Origin of the sequence: Agrobacterium larrymoorei (genome assembly GCF_037722385.1) — a bacterium.
Taxonomy (GTDB): Bacteria; Pseudomonadota; Alphaproteobacteria; order Rhizobiales; family Rhizobiaceae; genus Agrobacterium; species Agrobacterium larrymoorei_C.
The window spans coordinates 75,224-96,097 of sequence record NZ_JBBKAQ010000011.1; the positions used below are offsets into that span (position 1 = coordinate 75,224).

A 20,874-nucleotide genomic window follows, 5' to 3' on the forward strand; every position below is an offset into this window, starting at 1 on the left:
TTTTATCTTTGTTCTCTTCGACCAAATGCGGGCTTTTCGCAAGACCGCGGGTGCCAGATTGATCCTGGCACCTTAGGCTTTCTTCAGGCACCTGCACCAGTCGATGCATCGAAGCGTTTAAGAAGACTGCTTCGTGTCTCGTCGTCGACAAAGGCCGCTTCGAGTGCCGTTCGCGTCAGCCTATTGATCTCTGCATCCGAGAAGCCGAATGCATGTCTGGCAATCTCATATTCTTGCGCAAGCGACGTGGCGAAGAAGGGTGGATCGTCCGAGCTGATGCAAACGCGAACGCCGGCATCGCGAAGTCGCTTCAGGGGATGGCTTGCAAAATCCGGATAGACGCTGAGCGCAATATTGGAGCCTGGGCAGACCTCGAGCACCGTGCCGAGTTCTACCAGACGCTCGACAACTGCGGCATCCTCGATGGCCCGCACCCCGTGGCCGATGCGCTGCGGCTTGACGAGATCAAGCGCGTCGGCAACGCTGAAAGCGCCGCAGACCTCGCCGGCATGGATGGTGAGCCCGAGCCCCGCATCGCGCGCAATGTCGAAGGCGCGCGCGTAATCGGCCACTCGCCCCATGCGCTCTTCGCCTGCCATATTGAAGCCGGTGATCAGAGGGTGACGAACACGCGCGGCGTATTCTGCCGCAGCAATGACGCTTTCTGGACCGAAGTGGCGCTCGCCAGTGACGATGATGCGGGCCTCTATTCCGGTCTTTTCTTTGGCGCGCCGCATCCCTTCGGCAATACCGGCGAGATAGGCATCTGCGCCAAGCCCGATACGATTTCCGTGGTCGGGGGAGATGATCAGCTCGCTATAGATCGTGTTTTCGCCGGCAAGCTCAAGGAGATAGGCCTCCGCGAGGGCGGCATAATCCTCTTCCGTCTTGAAGACCTGAGCCACATCGTCATAGCAGCGGATGAACTCGGCAAAATCATTCCAGACGTAGGCGCCGTCTTTCAAGAACGCGCTGGTGTCGACATTATATTTACGTGCCTGTTCTGTGACGAGCGCGGGTGGTGCCGCACCTTCCAGATGGCAATGGATTTCGGCTTTCAACAATTGATGGGTCACATAAAACTCCTGCCGTGCCGCCCGGACGGTATGCTGAGGTGGGAGGCGATGCTCTCGCCGATATCCGCATAGCTAGAGCGGATACCAATATTTCTTTCGCGAAGACCTGGACCGAAAGCCATGATCGGCACACGTTCGCGCGTATGATCGGTTCCCCGCCAGGTCGGATCGCAGCCATGATCGGCCGTGAGGATCGCCACGTCTCCCGGCTGCATCTTGCGGTGAATTTCCGGTAGTCTCTGGTCAAACGCCTCTAGCGCTGCGGCATAACCTGCAACATCGCGGCGGTGGCCGTAATTCATATCGAAATCAACGAAGTTGGTGAAGACGAGGTCGCCATTCAGGGCCTCATCCATGGCCTCAAGCGTCGCCTCCATCAAGGCCTCGTTGCCATTGGCCTTGATGACCCGCGACACGCCTTGATGCGCATAGATATCTCCGATCTTGCCAATCGCAAGCACCTTGCGGTCCCGCTCGACGAGACGGTCGAGAAGCGTCGGCTCTGGCGGTAAAACCGAGAAATCACGTCGGTTCCCGGTGCGGGCGAATGTCGCTGCGGTCTCGCCGATAAAAGGGCGCGCGATGACGCGGCCAATATTCAGCGGATCGAGAATTTTGCGGACGATTTCGCAGAGCCCAATCAGCCGGTCCAGGCCGAAATAGAGTTCATGGGCGGCGATCTGAAAGACAGAGTCGGACGAGGTGTAGCAAATGGGTTTGCCCGTACGGATATGCTCTTCGCCCAGCCTTGCGATGACCTCCGTCCCGGAGGCATGGCAATTGCCAAGGATGCCGGGGAGATTGCCGCTCTCGCAGATCGCACGGACAAGCTCCGGAGAGAAGGCATCTCCTTCGGTTGGAAAATAACCCCACTCGAAGCGCACAGGTGTGCCGGCAATTTCCCAATGACCGGACGGCGTATCCTTACCCTTTGAGACTTCGTTGGCGCAGCCATGCAGACCGAAAATCCGTTCCGGCGGCGGCATGGCGGCTGGCCGCGTCCCGCTTGCAAGCGTCGCGATCTCCAGGAGACCAAGCGCCGACATGTTGGGGAGTTTCAGTGGTCCGGATCTAACCCCTGCCCTGTCCGCTGCGCCTGCGGCACAGAACTCGGCAATATGGCCGAGTGTATTGGCACCTAGGTCTCCGTAGTGTTCGGCATCCGGCGCACCGCCGACGCCAAATGAATCGAGAACGAGCAGAATTGCGCGTGCCATGCTTCACCATGAAAGGCGCGACATGATTGTCGCTGTGTAACGGCGATATATAGACCACCGGAGAGCAAAAGGGGAAACGCTTTATTAGGGCGTTCCACCCGCCTCTTCGTCTTCATCTCGCTTCGGCGCATTGAGGTTGCGTGTAACGTAAAAGCCAGCTGCCAGGGTCATCGCAGCGAGGATGTACCAGGTGATCGCATAGGAGAGATGGTTGTTGGGGAAGGTGAGCATGGTCTTTCCGCCGATCGGCAAGCCGCCTGGATTGGGCGTCGCATCGGCGTCGACGTAGAAGGGCGCCACAGCGCCAAGCGATTTCGCTTCGGCAATCTGCGCGATATTGCGCGAATACCAGCGATTGTTCGCGGGATCGTTGGTACGCAGGAACAGCCCGCCCGTTTCAGGCGCTCGCATCAGCCCCACGACTTCGACACGTGCCGGCAACTCGCTGGCCAGACGGGTTGACGGATCGCGCTTGTCGCTCGGCACGAAGCCGCGGTTGACGATGACCAAAGACCCGTCATCGCGTTGCAGCGGCGTCAGGATCCAGTAGCCAGGTCCAAGATCCGAAACCGTGTAGACCTGGACTTCATCCTGGTGGCGGAAGATGCCGGTCAAGCGGACGCGACGATATTCGTAGGTTGCAGGATCGGTCAGAGATCCCCATTCGGAAGGCGCCAGCGCATCCACAGGTGCCGCATGCGCCCTCTCCTCCACCTGCGCGATGAGGTTGAGCTTCCACGAAAGCCGCTTCACCTGCCAGGTCCCAAGCGCCAGCAAAAGGCCGGTCAGGATCACGGTCATGAGAATAACAACAACGGCTGCAGGTCGGATGCCCTTCCGGTCATTGCTGTGCTTTGGGGTGGCCATCTAAGAATTCCTCAGGAGCATCATGCTCAAACACATAACCCCATGAATCCGCTCTCCGATTCATGGGGTTAAATGTCTTCTCGGAGAGATGGTCCGTGCCTCGTATCGGCGCGGACCTTGTTCTTTACACCTGGATCGTTAGGGCAGATTTTTCATCTGCTCCATCGTCATCGTCGGCATCATGTTCTTGTTCATGTTGTACATGACCCAGAGCGAGCCGACGAGCGCGATCATGACCACGACCAGCGTGAAGAGCAGCGACATGAATGTCCAGCCGCCCTGCGACTTGGTGTTCATGTGCAGGAAGTAGATCATGTGAACGAATACCTGAACGACACCGAAGGCCATGATGATGATCACAGTGGCGGTGCGGCTTTCCAGAACATCGCCCATTACCAGCCAGAAGGGAATGGCGGTAAGGATGACCGACAGGATGAAGCCGATCATGTAGCTCTTGAACGAGCCGTGATCCTCGCCGCTTTCATGGTGATGGTCGTCCCCATGATGGGCATGGGCATGGCCGTGAGCGTGGTCGTGTGTATGTGTGTTTGAACTCATCACAGAACTCCAACCAGATAGACGAAGGAAAAGACGCCGATCCAGATGACGTCAAGGAAGTGCCAGAACATCGAAAGGCACGTCAGGCGGCGCATGTTTTCTGCATGCAGGCCGAACTTCTTCACCTGCACCATCAGCGTCACCAGCCAGATCACGCCGAAGGTGACGTGCAGACCGTGGGTACCGACCAGCGCGAAGAAAGCAGACAGGAACGCAGAACGATGCGGACCGGCACCTTCTTCAATCAGGTGATGGAATTCGTAGAGTTCCAGGCCGAGGAAGCAGAGGCCGAAGACGCCGGTGATGGCGAGCCAGAGCAGCGTTGAATTGACCTTCTTCTTCTGCGCCTCCAGCATGGCAAAGCCATAGGTGATGGACGAGAAGAGCAGGAAGCCGGTGTTGATCGCAACGAGCTTGAGATCGAAGAGATCCGCACCGGAAGGCCCGGCCGCATAGCTGCGACCGACGACGGCATAGGTTGCGAAGAGCGTCGCGAAGATCAGGCAGTCGCTCATCAGATAGAGCCAGAAACCGAGCGCAGTGCCGTTTTCCGTGTGATGGTCTTCCTTCAGGTAGAAGACCGGCTTTTCCGCGCTGTCGGCGGTCTGTGCGGGTGCTTGAGACATGAGTTACGCCTGAGTTGCCAGCAGCCTGGTGCGCGCTGCTTCGACTTCCGCCACGTCCGTTTCCGGAATGTAGTAGTCGCGATTGTAGTTGAAGGTGTGAGCAATCGAGACCGCGATGATCGCGATGAGGCTGGCGGCAGCAAGCCACCAGATATGCCACACCAGACCGAAGCCAAGGGCAACGCTGATGGCGCTGATGATCACGCCCGTGCCTGTGTTCTTCGGCATATGGATCGGGATGAAGCCATCCACAGGACGCTCAGCGCCACGCTTTTTCATGTCCGCCCAAGCATCGACATCATGCACGACCGGCGTGAAGGCGAAGTTGTAGGCAGGCGGCGGAGACGACGTAGACCATTCCAGCGTACGACCGTCGAAGGGGTCGCCCGTAACATCCCGCAGCTGTTCGCGCTTCAGGTAACCAAAGACGATCGACAACAGGAAGGAAGCGATACCGACGGCAATGATGGCAGCGCCGATAGCAGCGATGACGAACCAAATCTGCAAGGACGTGTCTTCGAACTGGCTGAGACGACGGGTCACACCCATCAGGCCGAGCACGTAGAGCGGCATGAAGGCAACGTAGAAGCCGACAAACCAGCACCAGAAGGACATCTTGCCCCAGAATGGATCGAGACGGAAGCCGAAGGCCTTCGGGAACCAGTAGACGATACCTGCCAGAACACCGAAGACTACGCCGCCGATGATCGTGTTGTGGAAGTGGGCAATCAGGAACAGCGAGTTGTGCAGTACGAAGTCAGCCGGTGGAACGGCGAGCAGAACGCCGGTCATGCCACCGATGACAAAGGTGATCATGAAGCCGATCGCCCAGAGCATCGGCACGTCGAACTTGATGCGGCCCTTATACATGGTGAAGAGCCAGTTGAAGATCTTCGCGCCCGTGGGGATCGAGATGATCATCGTCGTGATGCCGAAGAAGGCGTTGACGCTTGCACCGGAACCCATGGTGAAGAAGTGGTGCAGCCATACGACATAGGCCAGGATGGTGATGACGGCGGTCGCGTAAACCATCGAGGTGTAGCCGAAGAGGCGCTTCTGGGAGAAGGTCGCAACGATTTCCGAGAAGATACCGAAGGCCGGCAGAACCAGGATGTAGACTTCCGGGTGACCCCAGATCCAGATGAGGTTGACATACATCATCGGGTTGCCACCAAGGTCATTGGTGAAGAAGTTCATGCCGAGGTAACGATCGAGCGTCAGAAGAGCGAGCGTGCCGGTCAGGATCGGGAACGAGGCCACGATCAGGATGTTCGAACACAGCGACGTCCAGACGAAGATCGGCAGGCGCATCATGGTCATGCCAGGGGCGCGCATCTTGATGATGGTGACGATCAGGTTGATACCCGACAAGGTCGTTCCCACACCTGCGATCTGCAGACCCCAGATATAATAATCGACGCCGACATTGGGACTTCCCTCGATCCCCGACAGCGGCGGATAAGCAAGCCAGCCGGTCTGGGCATATTCACCGATGAAGAGCGAGATCATGGTGATCACCGCACCTGCGGTCGTCATCCAGAAGGAGAAATTGTTGAGGAAGGGGAAAGACACGTCGCGCGCGCCGATCTGCAACGGCACGACGTAGTTCATCAGACCGGTGATCATCGGCATGGCCATGAAGAAGATCATGATGACGCCGTGCGCGGTAAAGATCTGGTCGTAATGGTGGGGCGGTAGGTAGCCTTCCGAACCGCCAGAAGCGATCGCCTGCTGGGTACGCATCAGGACTGCGTCGGCAAAGCCGCGCAGAAGCATGACGAGTGCCAGAATGATGTACATGATACCGATCTTCTTGTGGTCGATCGACGTAAACCATTCCTTCCAGAGATAACCCCAGAGCCGGAAATAGGTGACGAGACCGAGCACGGCGATGCCCCCGATCGCCACCCCGAGAAAGGTGACGACGAGGATCGGCTCGTGGTACGGAATGGATTCCAACGTCAGCTTCCCGAACAGGAACGACGTTTGATCGGTGGTAGCGGCGACCATTTTAGCCTCTTGATTCAAATCTTAAGGGCGGCGCGAAAGCGCGCCGCAGACAATCATTTCAATTTCAGCCGGCATTGCCCGGAGCGGCAACAGCCTCTGCCTTGACCTGCGGGAGAGCGGCAGGCTCGAAAGTCTGGCCTTCGATGGCAGCAGGCATGGAGCCTGGACCGGTGGCCACACCATAAGGCGAAAGCGGGGTGCAGACGACGGAGTTCAGCGCCTTGGCGATATCGATGCCTTCCTTGCCGCCGCCGCCATTGGCGTCGACATGCATCATGTCGCGCATGCACAGCTTGTTCGGCTCGACGCAGCGATTGAGAATGGCGTCGTAAAGCTGAGGATCGACATTGGCGAAATATTCGACCGGGTTGCGTTCGCTCGGCTTGGCAAATTCCAGATACTCCATGCGGCCGAAAGGCTTGCCGCCTTCCTTAACCTTGGCGACCCACTGATCGAAGCCTTGCTGGCTCAGGCCATGGAACTTGAAGCGCATGTGCGAGAAGCCGGGGCCGGAGAAGTTCGCCGAAAAGCCGTCATAGACGCCTTCGCGGTTGATCACGGCGTGAAGCTTGGTCTGCATGCCGCCCATGGCGTAGATCTGACCGGCGAGCGCTGGCACGAAGAAGGAGTTCATGGCCGTCGTGCCGGTGATCTTGAAGTTGATCGGAACATCGACCGGGGCTGCGAACTCATTGACACTGCCGATGCCAAGCTCGGGGTAGAAGAACAGCCACTTCCAATCCATGGCAACGACTTCGACCGTCAGCGGCTTGACCGCCTCCGTCACTTCGCGCGCCTCGTCGATACGATCGAGCGGACGATAGGGATCGAGGCGGTGGGTCGCAATCCAGGTCACGGTACCGAGCATCAGAATGATGGCGACCGGTGCCGACCAGATGACCATTTCCAGACGGGTGGAGTGGTGCCATTCGGGATCGTAATCGGTGGCCTTGGCGGCTTCGCGATACTTCCAGGCGAAGAAAATTGTCAGCGCGATGACCGGAACGATGATCAACAGCATGAGAACCGTCGCAGTGATGATCAGGTCAGCCTGCTGGCGGGCGACGTCACCCGAGGGGTTCATGACGACGAGGTTGCAGCCGCTGAGCAGCAGCAACGACGACAGGCCGGCAAGGGCCGTGGTAAGTTTCTTGATCGTGCGCACGTTCTTCAACTCGATTATTCGGTATGGACCGGGATTAGTTGCCAAATGTCATTTAATAAATGTGTAATTTTGTCGCGGTGCAGCGGCCTTTTGCGCTGCAGCAATGACAGCTGGGCGATGTCATCATCTTCTTCCTAGCAGTTACTCCAATCCGAGCCTCATCGGCAAGCAATTTCAGGCAATTCCGTTTGACGGGTGACGGGTGCTGTGTGACAATCCGCCGCATGTAACGCAACGGATGAGGAGCCGCCTGCGTTACGGACATGGTTCGCAATACGCAGGAGGGACTATTATGAGCTATACTGACACAGCCTCGACTTTTCCGGGCTCCGGAGCCCCTTCAGGCCAGGCTCCCGTTGCGGTCGATCCGGACCGCATTACGATGGCTGTCATTCTGGCGAGAATGACCGAGTTCTTCGACTTTTTCGTCTACGCGATCGCGTCCGTCCTAGTGTTTCCTTACGTCTTCTTTTCGTTTGCGGACCCACTGACGGCCACCCTCTATTCCTTCGCCGTGTTTTCGCTCGCCTTCATTGCGCGACCCATCGGTTCGCTCATCTTCCTGCAGATCGACCGCAAGTTCGGTCGCGCCGTCAAGTTGACAGCCGCCCTCTTCACCCTGTGTGGATCGACGATGGCGATCAGCTTCCTCCCCTCCTATGACGATGTTGGTGTAATTGCGCCGCTCCTGCTTGCTGCCTTCCGCATTGGTCAGGGTCTTGGTCTTGGTGGCGCTTGGGATGGTCTGGTTTCGCTTCTGGCGATGAACGCACCTGAAAAGCAGCGCGGCTGGTATGCGATGATGCCGCAGATCGGTGCTGCCATGGGATTTGGCCTTGCCAGTGCCTTCTTCATCATCTTCGTCACCCAGCTTTCGAACCCCGAGTTTCTTGCCTGGGGCTGGCGCTTCCCGTTCTTCGTGGCCCTCGCGCTCAACGTTCTGGCACTCTTTGCCCGTCTGCGCATGATCGTGACGCCGGAGTTCCAGGCCATGCTGGCCCAGCATGAGCTGGAGCCGAAGCCGATGTTCGAGATGCTGCGCAGCCAGTCGCGGGTCGTCATCACCGGCGCCTTCGTTCCGCTGGCAAGCTTCGCTCTGTTCCATCTCGTTACCGTCTTCCCGATCAGCTGGGTCGTGCTGCACACGCAGCAGCGCCTGTCGGACTTCCTCTTCGTTCAGTTCATCAGCGCCATCATCGGCGGTGGAATGATCGTCGTGTCCGGCGCGCTCGCCGACCGTATCGGCCGTCGCAAGCTTCTGGTGATTGCCGCGTCCCTGATCGGTGTCTTCAGCTTCGTCGCGCCGATCCTGATGGCCTCAGGCGATATCGGCCGGTATCTCTTCGTGCTGATCGGCTTCTCGTTGCTCGGCTTGTCCTTCGGTCAGGCCGGTGGAGCACTCGCATCCCGCTTCAGCCGAGAGTATCGCTACACCGGCGCGTCTCTGACGTCGGACATCTCCTGGCTGATCGGTGCCGGCTTTGCGCCGCTCGTAGCGCTTGGCTTCTCTTCGGAGTTCGGCCTCTTCGCCGTCGGCCTTTATCTGCTGTCCGGCGCGGTCTGTACCATCGTGGCGCTTTTCTTTAGCCGCAAGCTGGAAATGCCCGCCTAATCAAGTTCTGATGCCCAAAAACAAAAGCTGCGAAACCTCGAGGTCTCGCAGCTTTTTTTCATGTCTTACGTCCTGCTGAAAGCTTGGCTAGGCGGACTTTCTACACTTCCGTGCCAGCTCCCCAAGGAGCTTGTCGCACCTCGAGGCTCATTGCGTCAGCAGTCGCGACAGACGATTGGTTCGCCTTCGCGCTTGGCGAAGTAATAATCTCGACCGATGGTGATGGTCGAGTTCTGCGACACCATCGTCGGCATGAACATCAGCAGGTTGTGCGGCACCGATAATTCCGAATGGACCAGAAAGTCACTGACGGAAAGAAGGTTTGCCGGTACATCCACTGCAGCACCCACAGCGTAGGGACGGCCACCGCCTTGGTCCCAAGACCACGCAACGGTTGCCTTCTTGTTGTCGTCGATCTTGATGCCGGTGATCTTGAGCTTCAAACCATCGGTGCCGTAGGGTACGAAGATCGCCGCGGCCACATCCTTCATGGTCGCCAGATAATCCTTGTCGATCTTCGTCTGGGTCGAGACGATATCGGCGACGGTTCCAGCTGCGCGCGTTGCGCGCTTATAGACGCTGAACCCGACCGTGATTTCAAATGAGGTGAGATAAAGCGATACGAGCAGCGGAAAGATGATGGCGAACTCGATTGCCCCGGCACCCTCCTTATGTCGGGCGAAGCGAAGAAAAACGCCGCCGGTCTTTGCGTCCGATGATCTGGATGTAACCTTCATCGTGTTCCGCTCGCTAGTAGTTCTCGTTGCGATACGCATCGGTCGCAACGATGAGGAAGTGGGAGGGCATCGAATTATCGGCAGGACGTATCTTCGTCAGATAGGGGCGGATGAGGTCGGTGATGACCGGCCAGCGATAATAGACTCGCAGCATATTGATCGAACCCGGGCCTCCAGGCTTAAAGCCGAAGACCGAACTGTTGAGATCGTAGTAATCGCCCATCTTGACCAGTGGTAGAGTTTTAGGAATATCCGCGAAACTATTGAACTGACGAAGGTCGATGTAGAGCTTTGAAGCCAGCTTGCCGTCATCGTCAGAGCAGGTCACCAGAATAGAAACTTCCTTACAGAACAGCTTACGAAAATCTTCCTTGGTGATCGTGTTGGCAATCTGACCGGTGCGCAATTTGCGCGCCATGGTGTCGGTCGCATTGACGAAAAGCTGCTCGCCCGTCATGGCGATGAAGGTCTCCAAAATTGCGAAGACAACCATGAAATAGGGGATGGCAAGGATGGCGAATTCGATCGCTGTGGCACCGTCGCGCGAGCGGAGTAACTTGCCAGGTAATGCTTTCTGCAACATTGGCATTCGCATGCGCTTATCTATCTCTGATAGGAAATGATCTTGTGGGAATGGTATCTTACAAGGATCATTATGAGGGCTTTCTTTATATTTCCTTGTCGGAAAGCCTCGCATTCGCCGTATGTCTTCTTTTTCGACAGGCAATTGAGAGTAGATGCTTTTTTAGCGGCTAAGACGTGAACAGAAGGCCCTGTTTTTAGACGCAAAAAGCCCAGCGATGCCGGGCTCTTTCTAACGTTGTAATGTCAGCGAAGACGCTTAATCCGCGTCGGCTCTGCGTAGTTCTTCCAGTGTCGGAACCGAGGTAATGTTGTAGCCGCAATCCACATAATGGCATTCGCCGGTAACGCCGCGGGAAAGGTTTGAAAGCAGATAAAGCGCGGAGCCACCGATATCGTCGATATCGGCCGTGCGGCGCAACGGTGCGTTCTTCAGGTTCCAGGCAAAGATCGCGCGCGCATCCGAGATGCCGGCGCCCGCCAGCGTGCGGACTGGACCAGCGGAGATGGCGTTGACGCGGATGCCCTTCGGACCGTAGTCGGCTGCGAGATATCGAACCGAGGCCTCAAGAGCCGCCTTTGCAACACCCATCACATTGTAGTTCGGGATGACGCGCTGAGAGCCATTATAGGTCAGCGTCAGCATCGAGCCGCCATCGGTCATCAGGCTTGCAGCCCGCTTGGCGATTTCGGTAAAGGAGAAGCAGGAGATGACCATCGTGCGGCTGAAGTTTTCGCGCGTGGTATCAGCGTAGAGACCCTTCAACTCGTTCTTGTCGGAAAAGCCGATAGCGTGAACGACGAAGTCGATCGAGCCCCAGCGCTCACGCAGCGTTTCGAACAGCACGTCGACAGACGCAATATCTTCGACATCGCAGGGAACGATGAAATCGGAGCCGACTTCCGCCGCGAGTGGCTTGACGCGCTTGCCAAGAGCCTCGCCCTGATAGGTGAAGGCCAGTTCCGCGCCCTGGGCGGCCAGTGCCTTGGATATACCCCAGGCGATCGAGTGATTGTTTGCGACGCCCATGATGAGGCCGCGTTTACCCTGCATGATGCCGTTCATGGGCAATTATCCGTTATAGCGCTGGAAAACGAGCGTAGCGTTAGTACCGCCGAAGCCGAAGGAGTTGGAAAGCACAGTGTCGATCTTGGCGTCGTCGATGCGCTTGCGAACGATCGGAACGCCATCGAACTCGGGATCGAGAGTTTCGATATGGGCGCTTTCGCCGATGAAGCGCTCCTGCATCATCAGCAGACCATAGATCGATTCCTGGACGCCAGCGGCACCAAGCGAATGACCCGTCAACGACTTCGTCGACTGAATGTGCGGGATCTTGTCGCCGAAGACTTCGCGGATCGCACCGATTTCCTTGCTGTCGCCAACAGGCGTGGAGGTGCCATGAGTGTTGACGTAATCGACATCGCCCTTCACGGTCGCAAGCGCCTGGCGCATGCAGCGGATCGCGCCTTCGCCTGACGGTGCGACCATGTCGTAACCGTCCGAGGTCGCGCCATAGCCGACGATTTCGGCGTAGATCTTCGCGCCGCGTGCCTTGGCGTGCTCCAGTTCTTCTAGAACCAGAACGCCTGCACCGCCAGCAATCACGAAGCCATCGCGGTTGACGTCATAGGCGCGCGAGGCGACCGAGGGCGTTTCGTTGTACTTGGAGGACATCGCGCCCATGGCGTCGAAGAGGTTCGACATGGACCAGTCAAGGTCTTCGTGGCCACCGGCAAACATCACATCCTGCTTGCCCCACTGGATCATTTCTGCGGCATTGCCGATGCAGTGCGCAGAGGTCGAGCAGGCAGACGAGATCGAGTAGTTGACGCCGTGGATCTTGAACCAGGTGGCAAGCGTGGCGGATGCGGTCGACGACATGGCCTTCGGCACGGCAAACGGGCCGATGCGCTTCGGGCTGTTGTTCTTCAAGGTGATATCGGAGGCCTCGACGATGGTGCGCGTAGACGGACCACCCGAACCCATGATGATGCCGGTGCGCTCGTTGCCGCTGATATCGCTCTCTTCAAGACCGGAGTCTGCAATCGCCTGCTTCATCGCAACATGGTTCCACGCGCCGCCTTGCGAGAGGAAGCGCATGGCGCGACGGTCCACCAGATCGGTCGGATCAAGCGACGGCTTGCCCCAGACCTGGCACTTGAAGCCGTGTTCGGCGAAATCCGGCGAGAACGAAATGCCGGACTTGGCGTCTCTCAAGGAAGCCGTGACTTCGCCCGCGTCGCTGCCGATCGATGAAACGATACCGAGGCCGGTGACTACTACTCTTCTCATGAAGGTGACCTTTTCTTAGAGCTTGCCGCAGATGGCGCAGGTGGCGCCCGTCTCGCTAAAGACGTCAGGCGGTCTTTTCCTTAGACAGACCAACGCGAAGGTCCGTCGCTTGATAGATGGTTTCGCCATCGGCCTTCAGCCAGCCATCGGCGGTGCCGAGAACGAGACGGCCGCGCATGACGCGCTTGAAATCGATGCCATATTGCAGAAGCTTGGTCTCAGGACGAACCATGCCCTTGAACTTTACCTCGCCGGTGGAAAGCGCCATGCCGCGGCCCGGTTCTCCCAGCCAGCCGAGGAAGAAGCCCGTAAGCTGCCACATGCCGTCAAGACCGAGGCAGCCCGGCATGATCGGGTTGCCCTGGAAGTGGCACGGGAAGTACCAGTCGTCCGGCTTCACATCATATTCCGCACGGATGAAGCCCTTGTCGAACTCGCCACCGGTTTCGGAAATTTCAGTGATACGATGAACCATCAGCATTGGAGGCAGAGGAAGCTGTGCATTGCCTGGGCCGAACAGTTCGCCGCGGCCGCATGCCAGAATTTCCTTGTAATTATAGCTGGATTGCCTCGTTGCCATTGCTTCCGTTTCCCGTCTCATCGTGTTTCTAGACTTCTGTAAAGCAAGTTAGGCTCAAAATGAAGCGCCACAAGGGCAGCATACACATTGGAGCAGACCAACCTGCCAGAGGCCTGTGCTCAATATGGCGCCCGCATACAGGAAGCGTAAGGACGGAACCAGAGGAAAATTGCAAAAACGGCCCTTTTGCCGCCAATAGGACAGAGGGCTCCGCCGGAAACTATTGAAAGGCTTGTCCTTAAAAGATATATGCATCGTCAAGACGCACTTTATAATCGTTCTCAGGAACCCCGACCGATGGCATTTGACGCCACCTTGGACATTGGAACACGGCTGCGCCGCTTCGGCCTGCGCCCGACACGCCAGCGCATTGCGCTTGGCGATCTTCTGTTTGCCAAGGGCGACCGCCACCTGACGGTAGAGGAACTGCATGACGAAGCCGTGACGGCGGGCGTGCCCGTTTCACTGGCAACCGTCTACAACACACTGCATCAGTTCACCGAGGCCGGTCTGATCCGCGTGCTCGCCGTAGAGGGTGCTAAGACCTATTTCGACACCAACGTCTCCGATCACCATCACTTTTTCGTGGAAGGCGAGAACGAGGTTCTCGATATCCCGGTCAACAATCTGCAGATCGGCAATCTCCCCGAACCGCCACAGGGTATGGAAATCGCCCATGTGGACGTGGTCATTCGCCTGCGGCGCAAAGAGCGCTGATACAGAAGCAGTTGATTTAGTGAGGCACCGCAAGGTGCCTTTATTATTCTGAACTTCACATCACATCTTCAGGCGGACGCCCAGGGCGAGACCTGTAGGGCGGAAAGGTCCAGCCGAAAATCAGCGCGCCACTGCGGATGCCGAAGGCGGTCAGAACGCCTGCCGTCGACGAGACGATCAGAGGCGCACCGATGAAATGTACCCCGGTGAACACGCAGGCACCAGCGAGCGCGCAACTGATATAGATTTCAGGTCGCAGCAGAACGGAAGGCTCGCCTGCCAGAACATCACGCAAGACACCGCCAAAGGTTGCCGTCATCGTGCCTGTCACGATCGCGACGGTGGGTGAGCCGGTGGCCGCAAGACCCTTTGCTGCCCCCATGACGCAATAGGCGGATAGCCCGACAGCATCGAGCCAGATCAACAGGCGGTAGCGCGATTCAAACAGGTGAGCCGTGACATAGACCAGTGCTGCGACGCCGACGCAGACGAGGATGTAAGTCGGGTTGACCACCCAGAAGACCGGCGCTCGGCCGAGCACCAGATCCCGCAAAGTGCCGCCGCCAATGCCGGTCGCTGCGGCAAAGAACATGAAGCCGATGAAATCGAGCTGCTTGCGTGAGGCGGCCAAGGCCCCCGTTGCCGCAAACACGGCGACACCGGCATAGTCGAGGAAAGCCAAAAGTGACATGAAGAGGCGCTCCTCATTTTTTTGTTTACGGTCAGTGTGACGCAAGGGCAGCGGGTTATAGACCTCACCATCATCATGCTGCGCCATCCATAACGCAAATCCGGCAAAGATGAAGCCGTTTTGCTTATGGATGCTCCTCACGGCAGCGATCAGATCACGAAGGACACTGCCTTGAAACGTCTCTTCTCATCCATGCTCTGCCTCCTGGCGCTTTCGAGCCCGATGACGCCAGCGCGCGCGCAACAGGAATTGGTGAGCGACCCGGAGGTTTACGAAAAGGCTTTCTTCCAGAAACAGTGCAAGGTCGCCGAGTTCGGGCCGGATTACATCTCCCGTATCGACATCAACAACGACGGACTGATGGATGCCGTGACCAATCGCGGGGCGTTGACATGCGATGGCCACAAGAGCACCACCTGCAATGACGATGGCTGCCCGTATAACTTTTATGTGCAGGTGAAAGAGGGCGGCTATCTGCTGATCGCTACAGCTACGATCTACGGCTATGATTTCATTCAGCGCTTCGGCAACATGGTCTTCGTTCTGAAAATGCACCCGCGCTATTGCGAGCGGACCGACAGCGTTCCTTGCGAAATGACGGTGCGCGTCCGCGGCACGTCCTTCGTCACACTCTCTCGAAAGTAGGGATTTCAGGCTCCAGGCAAAGAACGCCTGATTGCAATGCGCTGGTTGTAGCGGCTTCTCAAAGACCTCGGCATGAGCATGCTTGCAAGTGCCACGATGAAGACGAGAAGGCTCACGACGAACAGCGCGCCGCTTGGAAAGACGCTCGCCAGGATGGCACCAGAAATCGCGCCCGACACCATGCCGAGCCAGGGTACAAGCTGGATTGTCCAGTCGAGCTTTCGCTCGCCTAAAATGAAGCGACCAACGCCGCGGCCAAAGCGCGACAGAGCGCCCGTCACATAGGTCAGTCCGATCGGCAGACCCTCGATATGCTCGACCGCGGCGTTGATCATGCCCATGGCAAAGACGATCAGGTAAAAATCGAACGGGCGAAGTGCGGACGTTTGCATCAGGGCTGCGAGTGCCAGCATGATGGCGACGGAGCAAAGTACGGTGAAGATGCGACGGTGAGAGCTATGGGCGATGATGATGCCCGCAGCATTGCCAGCGACGAAAGTGATGATGGCGAGAAATAGCTTCACCGCATGATCATACTGCCCGGCCTCAATCGAAATCGCGGCACGGGTGGTGTTGCCGGTCATGAAGGACACGAAATCTCCTGCCATCATCAACCCGATCGCGTCCGTCATCCCGGCAACAAATGAAATGGCTGCCACCAGCGCCAGCCCCATTCCGGTGCGTCTTGCCTTAATGATGTTGCGGCGTCTTTGTCTGGTCATGGTGCCTCGACATGCGGAGACTAAGTGCTATGTCACTGCGGATTTTAGGCATGCGGATATTGCGATTTCAACAACGCGATCCGGCCGTGCTTAAGCCTTCTCTGGTAAAAACCATTTTCTTATCGTCGCCTTCTTGCTAGGCCAGCACGACGAAAAAGCAGGGAAAGGTTTTCGCGTGAAACAGGCAATCATCGTGATGGGCGTCAGCGGCTGCGGCAAGTCCACCGTCGGCGCTGAACTGGCCGAAAAGCTCGGGATCCCGTTTCAGGAGGGTGACAGGCTGCACCCCAAGGCCAATGTCGAGAAAATGAGCGCGGGTATTCCGCTCACCGACGAGGACCGGTGGCCTTGGCTCGATCTTGTGGGGGCTGAGTTGCGCCATGGCTACGAGGCCGGTGGCGTCGTGATTTCTTGCTCGGCCTTGAAGAAATCCTACCGCGACAGGTTGCGGACCGCCTGCGGCGGACCTTTGGCCTTCGTCTTTCTGGAAGGCAGCGTGGAGCTTCTGACGCAACGCATGGGCGCACGCAAAGGTCATTTCATGCCTTTGTCACTGCTGAAGACGCAGCTCGACACGCTTGAGGTGCCGACGGGTGAGCCGGGTGTGGTAACTGTCAGCATCGATGCCACGCCTGACGAAATCGTTGAAAATGCGCTGAACGGCTTGAAGGCCCTATAGGCCGAGTCGGTCGCGCAGTCCGTACCACCAAGCCCCCAGGACGGTCAGCGGCACGCGAAACGTCTTGCCGCCGGGAAACGGGAAGTTCGGCAGGGACGACCAGACATCGAAGCGACCTGCCTGACCGGAAACGACTTCCGCCAGAATGCGCCCGAGCAGTTGCGTTGTCGTCACGCCATGGCCGCTATCGCCATGGGAGAAATAGATATTCTGCGACAAGCGCCCCATATGCGGGATGCGGGTGAGTGTCAGGGCAAAATTACCGCTCCACGCAAAGTCGATCTTCACGTCCTTCAACTGCGGAAAGGTTTTCAGCATGTTGGGACGGATGACGCTCGTCAGATCTGCTGGATCACTACCGCCATAGCCGATACCGCCGCCATAGAGCAGCCGGTTGTCGGAGGTGCGTCGATAATAATCGAGGATGTAATTGGCATCCTCGACGCAGTAATTTGCAGGAAGCAAATCTTCGATCAGGCTTGCATCGAGCGGCTCCGTCGCCATGACCTGGCTCGATACAGGCATCATGCGTTCGCCGATTTCGGGCAGGAGCTCGCCGAGATAGGCATTGCCGCAAACCAGCACGTATTTTGCCGTCACCTTGCCATGCGCGGTTCTGACCGTGGGGTTTGTGCCCTTCTCGACGCCAATAACTTTGGAGTTTTCGAAAATGCGACCGCCCAATTTCTCAAGTGCTGCTGCCTCCCCTAGCACGTAATTCAATGGGTGGATGTGACCGCCGAACCGGTCGATCATGCCGCCGGCATAGCGATCGGATTTTACATATTTGCCGACCTCTGCCTTGGACACCATCTCGAGACCAGAGTGTCCGTGCTTTTCCCAATGCGCCTTGTTGGCCGCCATCTCCTTCATCTGCTTTGGCGTGAAGGCGGCAAAGAAGCCGCCGTCGACGAGATCGCAATCGATGCCGTACTTCGCCACCCGCTCACGGATGATTTGTCCGCCTTCCAGAGACATCTCGCCGAGCCTCACCGCCTTCTCGTGGCCATATCGTCCCGCGATGGTTTCGAGATCACGGCTATAGCCATTGACGATCTGCCCGCCATTGCGCCCGGATGCGCCAAAGCCGATGCGCGTGCCTTCCAGAACGATGACGGAGAACCCTTTTTCAGCGAGCTCCAGTGCGGCGGACATGCCGGTGAACCCTGCGCCTATCACGCAGACATCCGCATGCATCTCACCTTCGAGCGTGGGGCGCACGCTCTTGTCATTGGCGGAGGCCGCATACCAGGAAGTCGTATGACCGGGATTGGGGAGCGCGGTTACCTGAGCCATGTTCACACCGTCCTGATATAGGCGTCATATTCCACATCGGTGACGCGAAGCGAGAATTCGGAAATTTCCTGCTGCTTGCAGGCGGCATAGAGCGTTCTATAGCGCTGTCCGAGCGTGGCATAGGCAAAGCTCGAACGGGCAAAGCGCTGGACCGCGTAGTCCCAGTTGGTCGGCAAGGGCTCGTGATTGATGGCGTGACTGTCGCCCGCGATCGCCCCGCCCGGCTGGCGCTTCTCCCGCATGCCGGAAAGCGCCGCATTCAGGATCATGGCAAGTACGAGGTAAGGGTTGGTATCGGCTCCAGCCACGCGATGCTCGATGCGGGTGGCTGGTCTGCTGGCGGTGATCACTCGCACCGCGGCAGAGCGGTTGTCGAAGCCCCAGGAGGCGTAGGTTGGTGCATGTTCGCTGGGACGCAGACGCCGATAGGAATTGGCGTGCGGCGCAAACACTGCCATGCTTTCTCCCATGTTCTCCAGAAGTCCGCCGACGCTATGCATCAGGGCTTCCGAGGGACCATCCTCGCCCATGTAAATATTTCTACCATCCTTATCGAGCACGGAGAAATGCACATGCATACCGTTGCCGGCCTGCGTGCCGTAGGGCTTGGCCATGAAGGTGGCGTCCAGACCGTGTTTGCGGGCAACCCCTTTGACGATGCGCTTGAGAAAGACAGCAAAGTCTGCCGCTTGCAGGGCATCCGGCACATGGTTGAGGTTGATCTCGTATTGACCGGGCCCGTTTTCGCGAAGCGTCGTGTCGGCCGGCACGTTCTGGGCCCGGCAAGCCGTGGCGATATCATGGAAGACATCCTCGAAATCCTGAAGCTCGGAAATCGACAGAACCTGCGTCTGGCCCGTATGCCAGCGCCCTTCCCGGCTGTTGGGAGGACGCACCGGATCGAGCGCGGAGCGCACCGGGTCGATCAGATAGAATTCAAGTTCGGTGGCAACGACCGGTGTCAGCCCGCGCTTGGCAAAGCCAGATAGTACCTGTGCGAGAACATGGCGCGAATCCGCAAAGAAACCGGCGCCATCGGGCTCTGTCATGGCAAGCAGCACCTGTGCGGTGGGTCGTCCAAGCCACGTGACGCGCGACAGCGTTCCTGGCACTGCAAAGCATAAGCCGTCAGGATCGCCGGTTCCTTCCGCCAGCCCTGCGGCGTTTACATCGCGGCCCCAGATATCCAAAGCGTAAACAGATCGGGGAACGGCCATCCCCTTTTCCAGCACATCAAGGGCGCGCTCGCGCGGAATCCATTTGCCACGCGGAATACCGTTTGCATCGATGACGAAAGCTTCAAGAATTTCGATGTCGGGGTTCTGTTGGAAAAAGGTCTTTGCGTATTCGATATCAACCATCATTCACCAGGATGTTGTTGCTCTTTCGATCCACCGGAAGGCCGGCGCTAACGAAAGTCATCCTGCTGCTGGTAGATCAGATATCGCGCCGTCATCGTGACATTATGCCCCGCTGCATACCCTTTTCCTCCCTGACGTGCATGTTAAGCAGGCTTTTGCAGGAAGGCTACCCCTAATCCGCAGGTCAGGGGTTGAACCGCTCGGCGCCGTAAGGGCCAATGGGGACAACCGGTGTTTCGCCCAACATCGCTTCAGCCAGGATCCGTCCTGTGATCGGCCCCAGCGTCAGTCCATGATGAGCGTGGCCAAAAGCAAACCAGAGGCTCTTGTGGCGCGGTGCTCTGCCGATCACCGGCATCATATCCGGCGTACAGGGACGTGCGCCCATCCACGGCTCGGAATCCAGCCTGCCACCCAGCGGAAAGACGGTGCGAGCCACACGCTCCGCCCGGTAAAGCTGGACAGGCGACTTCGGCGCATCGCGATCGGCAAACTCCGCGCCCGTTGTCAGGCGGATACCTTTTTTCATCGGCGCGAGGAAGTATCCACGCTCGGCATCGATCAGCCAGTTGTTGAGCTTCGTCCCGTCCTGCGGCGCATAATGCATGTGGTAGCCACGCTTGACGCCCATCAGGAACCGATAGCCAAGTCGCGCTGTGACCGTATCGGCCCAGGGACCGAGCGCAACCACTACGCTTTCCGACTCGACCAACCCGCTCTCCGTCTGGATCTTCCAGCCGGAAGGCGTTTGGGAAAGAGCTGCTGCGTCTCCCTTGACGAAAGTACCGCCGAGACTTTCAAAAAGGCGTAGATAGGCCATGGTCAGGCCGTGCGGGTCGAGGACCGACCAGGGGTCGTTCCACTTTAGCCCACCGACAAAATCCTGCGACAGATGCGGCTCGGCTTGCGCCAATTCCTGCCGGGTCAGCTTGGTGTGAGAAATGCCGTGATCGCGCGCAAGGCGCTCGGCGAAAGCGAAGTCGTCATCGCGCTTCGCTTCAGTACGGTAAGCCTCCATCCAGCCATTCTTGACAATGAGATCGCCAGCCTTGGCTTCATCGATCAGGACCGAATGCTCCGTAATCGAATGTTCAATGAGTGGCGCGTAGGAGCGAGAGATCGCGGCATGACGCGCTGGTCTCGAATGATACCAGTAGCGCGCGAGAAACGGTGCGATCTTCGGCACCGCCGCCATATGATAATGCGCATCGATACGGTTGTTGAGCGAGTAGCGCGCCAGCAGGCCGAGATCCTGCGGGAACCCATAGGGCACAACGCCTTCACGCTGGATGAGCCCGGCATTGCCGAAGGATGTTTCTTCACCCGGTCCGCGGCGGTCGAGCAGCACGACGGACTTTCCGCGCCTTGCCAGTTGCACCGCCACCGAGACCCCGATGATCCCGGCACCCAAAACGATCACATCCGCTGCCATGCTCT

At 58.0% G+C, this 20,874-nt stretch carries 21 protein-coding genes; 4 read left to right on the forward strand and 17 right to left on the reverse strand.

The window, feature by feature from the left end:
• Window positions 1-83: 83 nt before the first annotated feature.
• From WKI41_RS13140 to cyoA, 7 genes are all read right to left on the reverse strand, one after another.
• Window positions 84-1,076: an adenosine deaminase gene (locus WKI41_RS13140; RefSeq protein ID WP_340193952.1), complete on the reverse strand. Its 993-nt coding sequence runs from the start codon at window positions 1,074-1,076 to the stop codon at window positions 84-86.
• Window positions 1,073-2,293 carry a phosphopentomutase gene (locus tag WKI41_RS13145; RefSeq protein WP_340193953.1) on the reverse strand — a complete coding sequence of 407 codons (1,221 nt, stop codon included), beginning with the start codon at window positions 2,291-2,293 and terminating at the stop codon, window positions 1,073-1,075. Before WKI41_RS13145 ends, WKI41_RS13140 begins: the two co-directional genes overlap by 4 nt.
• 84 nt (window positions 2,294-2,377) lie before the next feature.
• A complete protein-coding gene (locus WKI41_RS13150) occupies window positions 2,378-3,160 on the reverse strand; it encodes an SURF1 family protein (RefSeq protein WP_340193954.1) in 783 nt (260 codons plus the stop codon).
• A gap of 138 nt (window positions 3,161-3,298) precedes the next feature.
• A complete protein-coding gene (gene cyoD / locus WKI41_RS13155; protein WP_340193955.1) occupies window positions 3,299-3,718 on the reverse strand; it encodes a cytochrome o ubiquinol oxidase subunit IV in 420 nt (139 codons plus the stop codon).
• Window positions 3,718-4,344 (reverse strand): cytochrome o ubiquinol oxidase subunit III, encoded by a 627-nt coding sequence (cyoC, locus tag WKI41_RS13160; protein WP_340193956.1) that lies wholly within the window; start codon window positions 4,342-4,344, stop codon window positions 3,718-3,720. Before cyoC ends, cyoD begins: the two co-directional genes overlap by 1 nt.
• Window positions 4,345-4,347: 3 nt before the next feature.
• Window positions 4,348-6,354, reverse strand: coding sequence for a cytochrome o ubiquinol oxidase subunit I (cyoB, locus tag WKI41_RS13165; protein ID WP_340193957.1), 2,007 nt, complete (start codon window positions 6,352-6,354; stop codon window positions 4,348-4,350).
• 64 nt (window positions 6,355-6,418) lie between these two features.
• Complete coding sequence (gene cyoA / locus WKI41_RS13170) at window positions 6,419-7,519, reverse strand: ubiquinol oxidase subunit II (RefSeq protein ID WP_425341031.1); 1,101 nt, start codon at window positions 7,517-7,519, stop codon at window positions 6,419-6,421.
• A gap of 292 nt (window positions 7,520-7,811) precedes the next feature.
• Between cyoA and WKI41_RS13175 the strand changes: the two genes are divergently transcribed.
• Entirely contained in the window at window positions 7,812-9,131 is a 1,320-nt protein-coding gene (locus tag WKI41_RS13175) for an MFS transporter (protein WP_340193958.1), read from the forward strand.
• A 155-nt stretch (window positions 9,132-9,286) separates the two neighbouring features.
• Here WKI41_RS13175 and WKI41_RS13180 read toward each other — a convergent pair whose 3' ends face one another.
• The 5 genes from WKI41_RS13180 to fabA form a co-directional block, all read right to left on the reverse strand.
• Window positions 9,287-9,868 carry a TadE/TadG family type IV pilus assembly protein gene (locus tag WKI41_RS13180; protein ID WP_340193959.1) on the reverse strand — a complete coding sequence of 194 codons (582 nt, stop codon included), beginning with the start codon at window positions 9,866-9,868 and terminating at the stop codon, window positions 9,287-9,289.
• A 13-nt stretch (window positions 9,869-9,881) separates the two neighbouring features.
• Complete coding sequence (locus tag WKI41_RS13185; protein ID WP_425341032.1) at window positions 9,882-10,463, reverse strand: TadE/TadG family type IV pilus assembly protein; 582 nt, start codon at window positions 10,461-10,463, stop codon at window positions 9,882-9,884.
• 246 nt (window positions 10,464-10,709) lie between these two features.
• Window positions 10,710-11,516 (reverse strand): enoyl-ACP reductase FabI, encoded by an 807-nt coding sequence (gene fabI / locus WKI41_RS13190; RefSeq protein WP_340193961.1) that lies wholly within the window; start codon window positions 11,514-11,516, stop codon window positions 10,710-10,712.
• 6 nt (window positions 11,517-11,522) lie between these two features.
• The gene (gene fabB / locus WKI41_RS13195; RefSeq protein ID WP_340193962.1) at window positions 11,523-12,746 is read right to left on the reverse strand and encodes a beta-ketoacyl-ACP synthase I; all 1,224 of its coding nucleotides are present in this window, start codon (window positions 12,744-12,746) and stop codon (window positions 11,523-11,525) included.
• 64 nt (window positions 12,747-12,810) lie between these two features.
• Entirely contained in the window at window positions 12,811-13,326 is a 516-nt protein-coding gene (gene fabA, locus WKI41_RS13200; protein WP_340193963.1) for a 3-hydroxyacyl-[acyl-carrier-protein] dehydratase FabA, read from the reverse strand.
• Between the two features lie 297 nt (window positions 13,327-13,623).
• Between fabA and irrA the strand changes: the two genes are divergently transcribed.
• Window positions 13,624-14,043: an iron response transcriptional regulator IrrA gene (gene irrA / locus WKI41_RS13205; protein ID WP_340193964.1), complete on the forward strand. Its 420-nt coding sequence runs from the start codon at window positions 13,624-13,626 to the stop codon at window positions 14,041-14,043.
• A 55-nt stretch (window positions 14,044-14,098) separates the two neighbouring features.
• Here irrA and WKI41_RS13210 read toward each other — a convergent pair whose 3' ends face one another.
• Window positions 14,099-14,734: a trimeric intracellular cation channel family protein gene (locus WKI41_RS13210; protein WP_340193965.1), complete on the reverse strand. Its 636-nt coding sequence runs from the start codon at window positions 14,732-14,734 to the stop codon at window positions 14,099-14,101.
• Window positions 14,735-14,926: 192 nt separating this feature from the next.
• Here WKI41_RS13210 and WKI41_RS13215 point away from each other — a divergent pair, with 192 nt between their 5' ends.
• Complete coding sequence (locus WKI41_RS13215) at window positions 14,927-15,379, forward strand: hypothetical protein (protein WP_340194128.1); 453 nt, start codon at window positions 14,927-14,929, stop codon at window positions 15,377-15,379.
• Window positions 15,380-15,384: 5 nt separating this feature from the next.
• Here WKI41_RS13215 and WKI41_RS13220 read toward each other — a convergent pair whose 3' ends face one another.
• The gene (locus WKI41_RS13220) at window positions 15,385-16,101 is read right to left on the reverse strand and encodes a YoaK family protein (protein WP_340193966.1); all 717 of its coding nucleotides are present in this window, start codon (window positions 16,099-16,101) and stop codon (window positions 15,385-15,387) included.
• A 196-nt stretch (window positions 16,102-16,297) separates the two neighbouring features.
• On the opposite strand from WKI41_RS13220, the gene WKI41_RS13225 reads away from it, so the two are divergent.
• On the forward strand, window positions 16,298-16,780 hold the full coding sequence (locus tag WKI41_RS13225) for a gluconokinase, GntK/IdnK-type (protein WP_340194129.1): 483 nt from the start codon (window positions 16,298-16,300) through the stop codon (window positions 16,778-16,780).
• On the opposite strand, the gene WKI41_RS13230 is transcribed toward WKI41_RS13225, so the two are convergent.
• The 3 genes from WKI41_RS13230 to WKI41_RS13240 form a co-directional block, all read right to left on the reverse strand.
• A complete protein-coding gene (locus tag WKI41_RS13230; protein WP_340193967.1) occupies window positions 16,775-18,076 on the reverse strand; it encodes an NAD(P)/FAD-dependent oxidoreductase in 1,302 nt (433 codons plus the stop codon). The genes WKI41_RS13225 and WKI41_RS13230 overlap by 6 nt on opposite strands.
• A 2-nt stretch (window positions 18,077-18,078) precedes the next feature.
• Entirely contained in the window at window positions 18,079-19,440 is a 1,362-nt protein-coding gene (locus WKI41_RS13235) for a glutamine synthetase family protein (RefSeq protein WP_340193968.1), read from the reverse strand.
• 181 nt (window positions 19,441-19,621) lie between these two features.
• Entirely contained in the window at window positions 19,622-20,869 is a 1,248-nt protein-coding gene (locus tag WKI41_RS13240) for an NAD(P)/FAD-dependent oxidoreductase (RefSeq protein ID WP_340193969.1), read from the reverse strand.
• Between the last annotated feature and the right edge of the window lie 5 nt (window positions 20,870-20,874).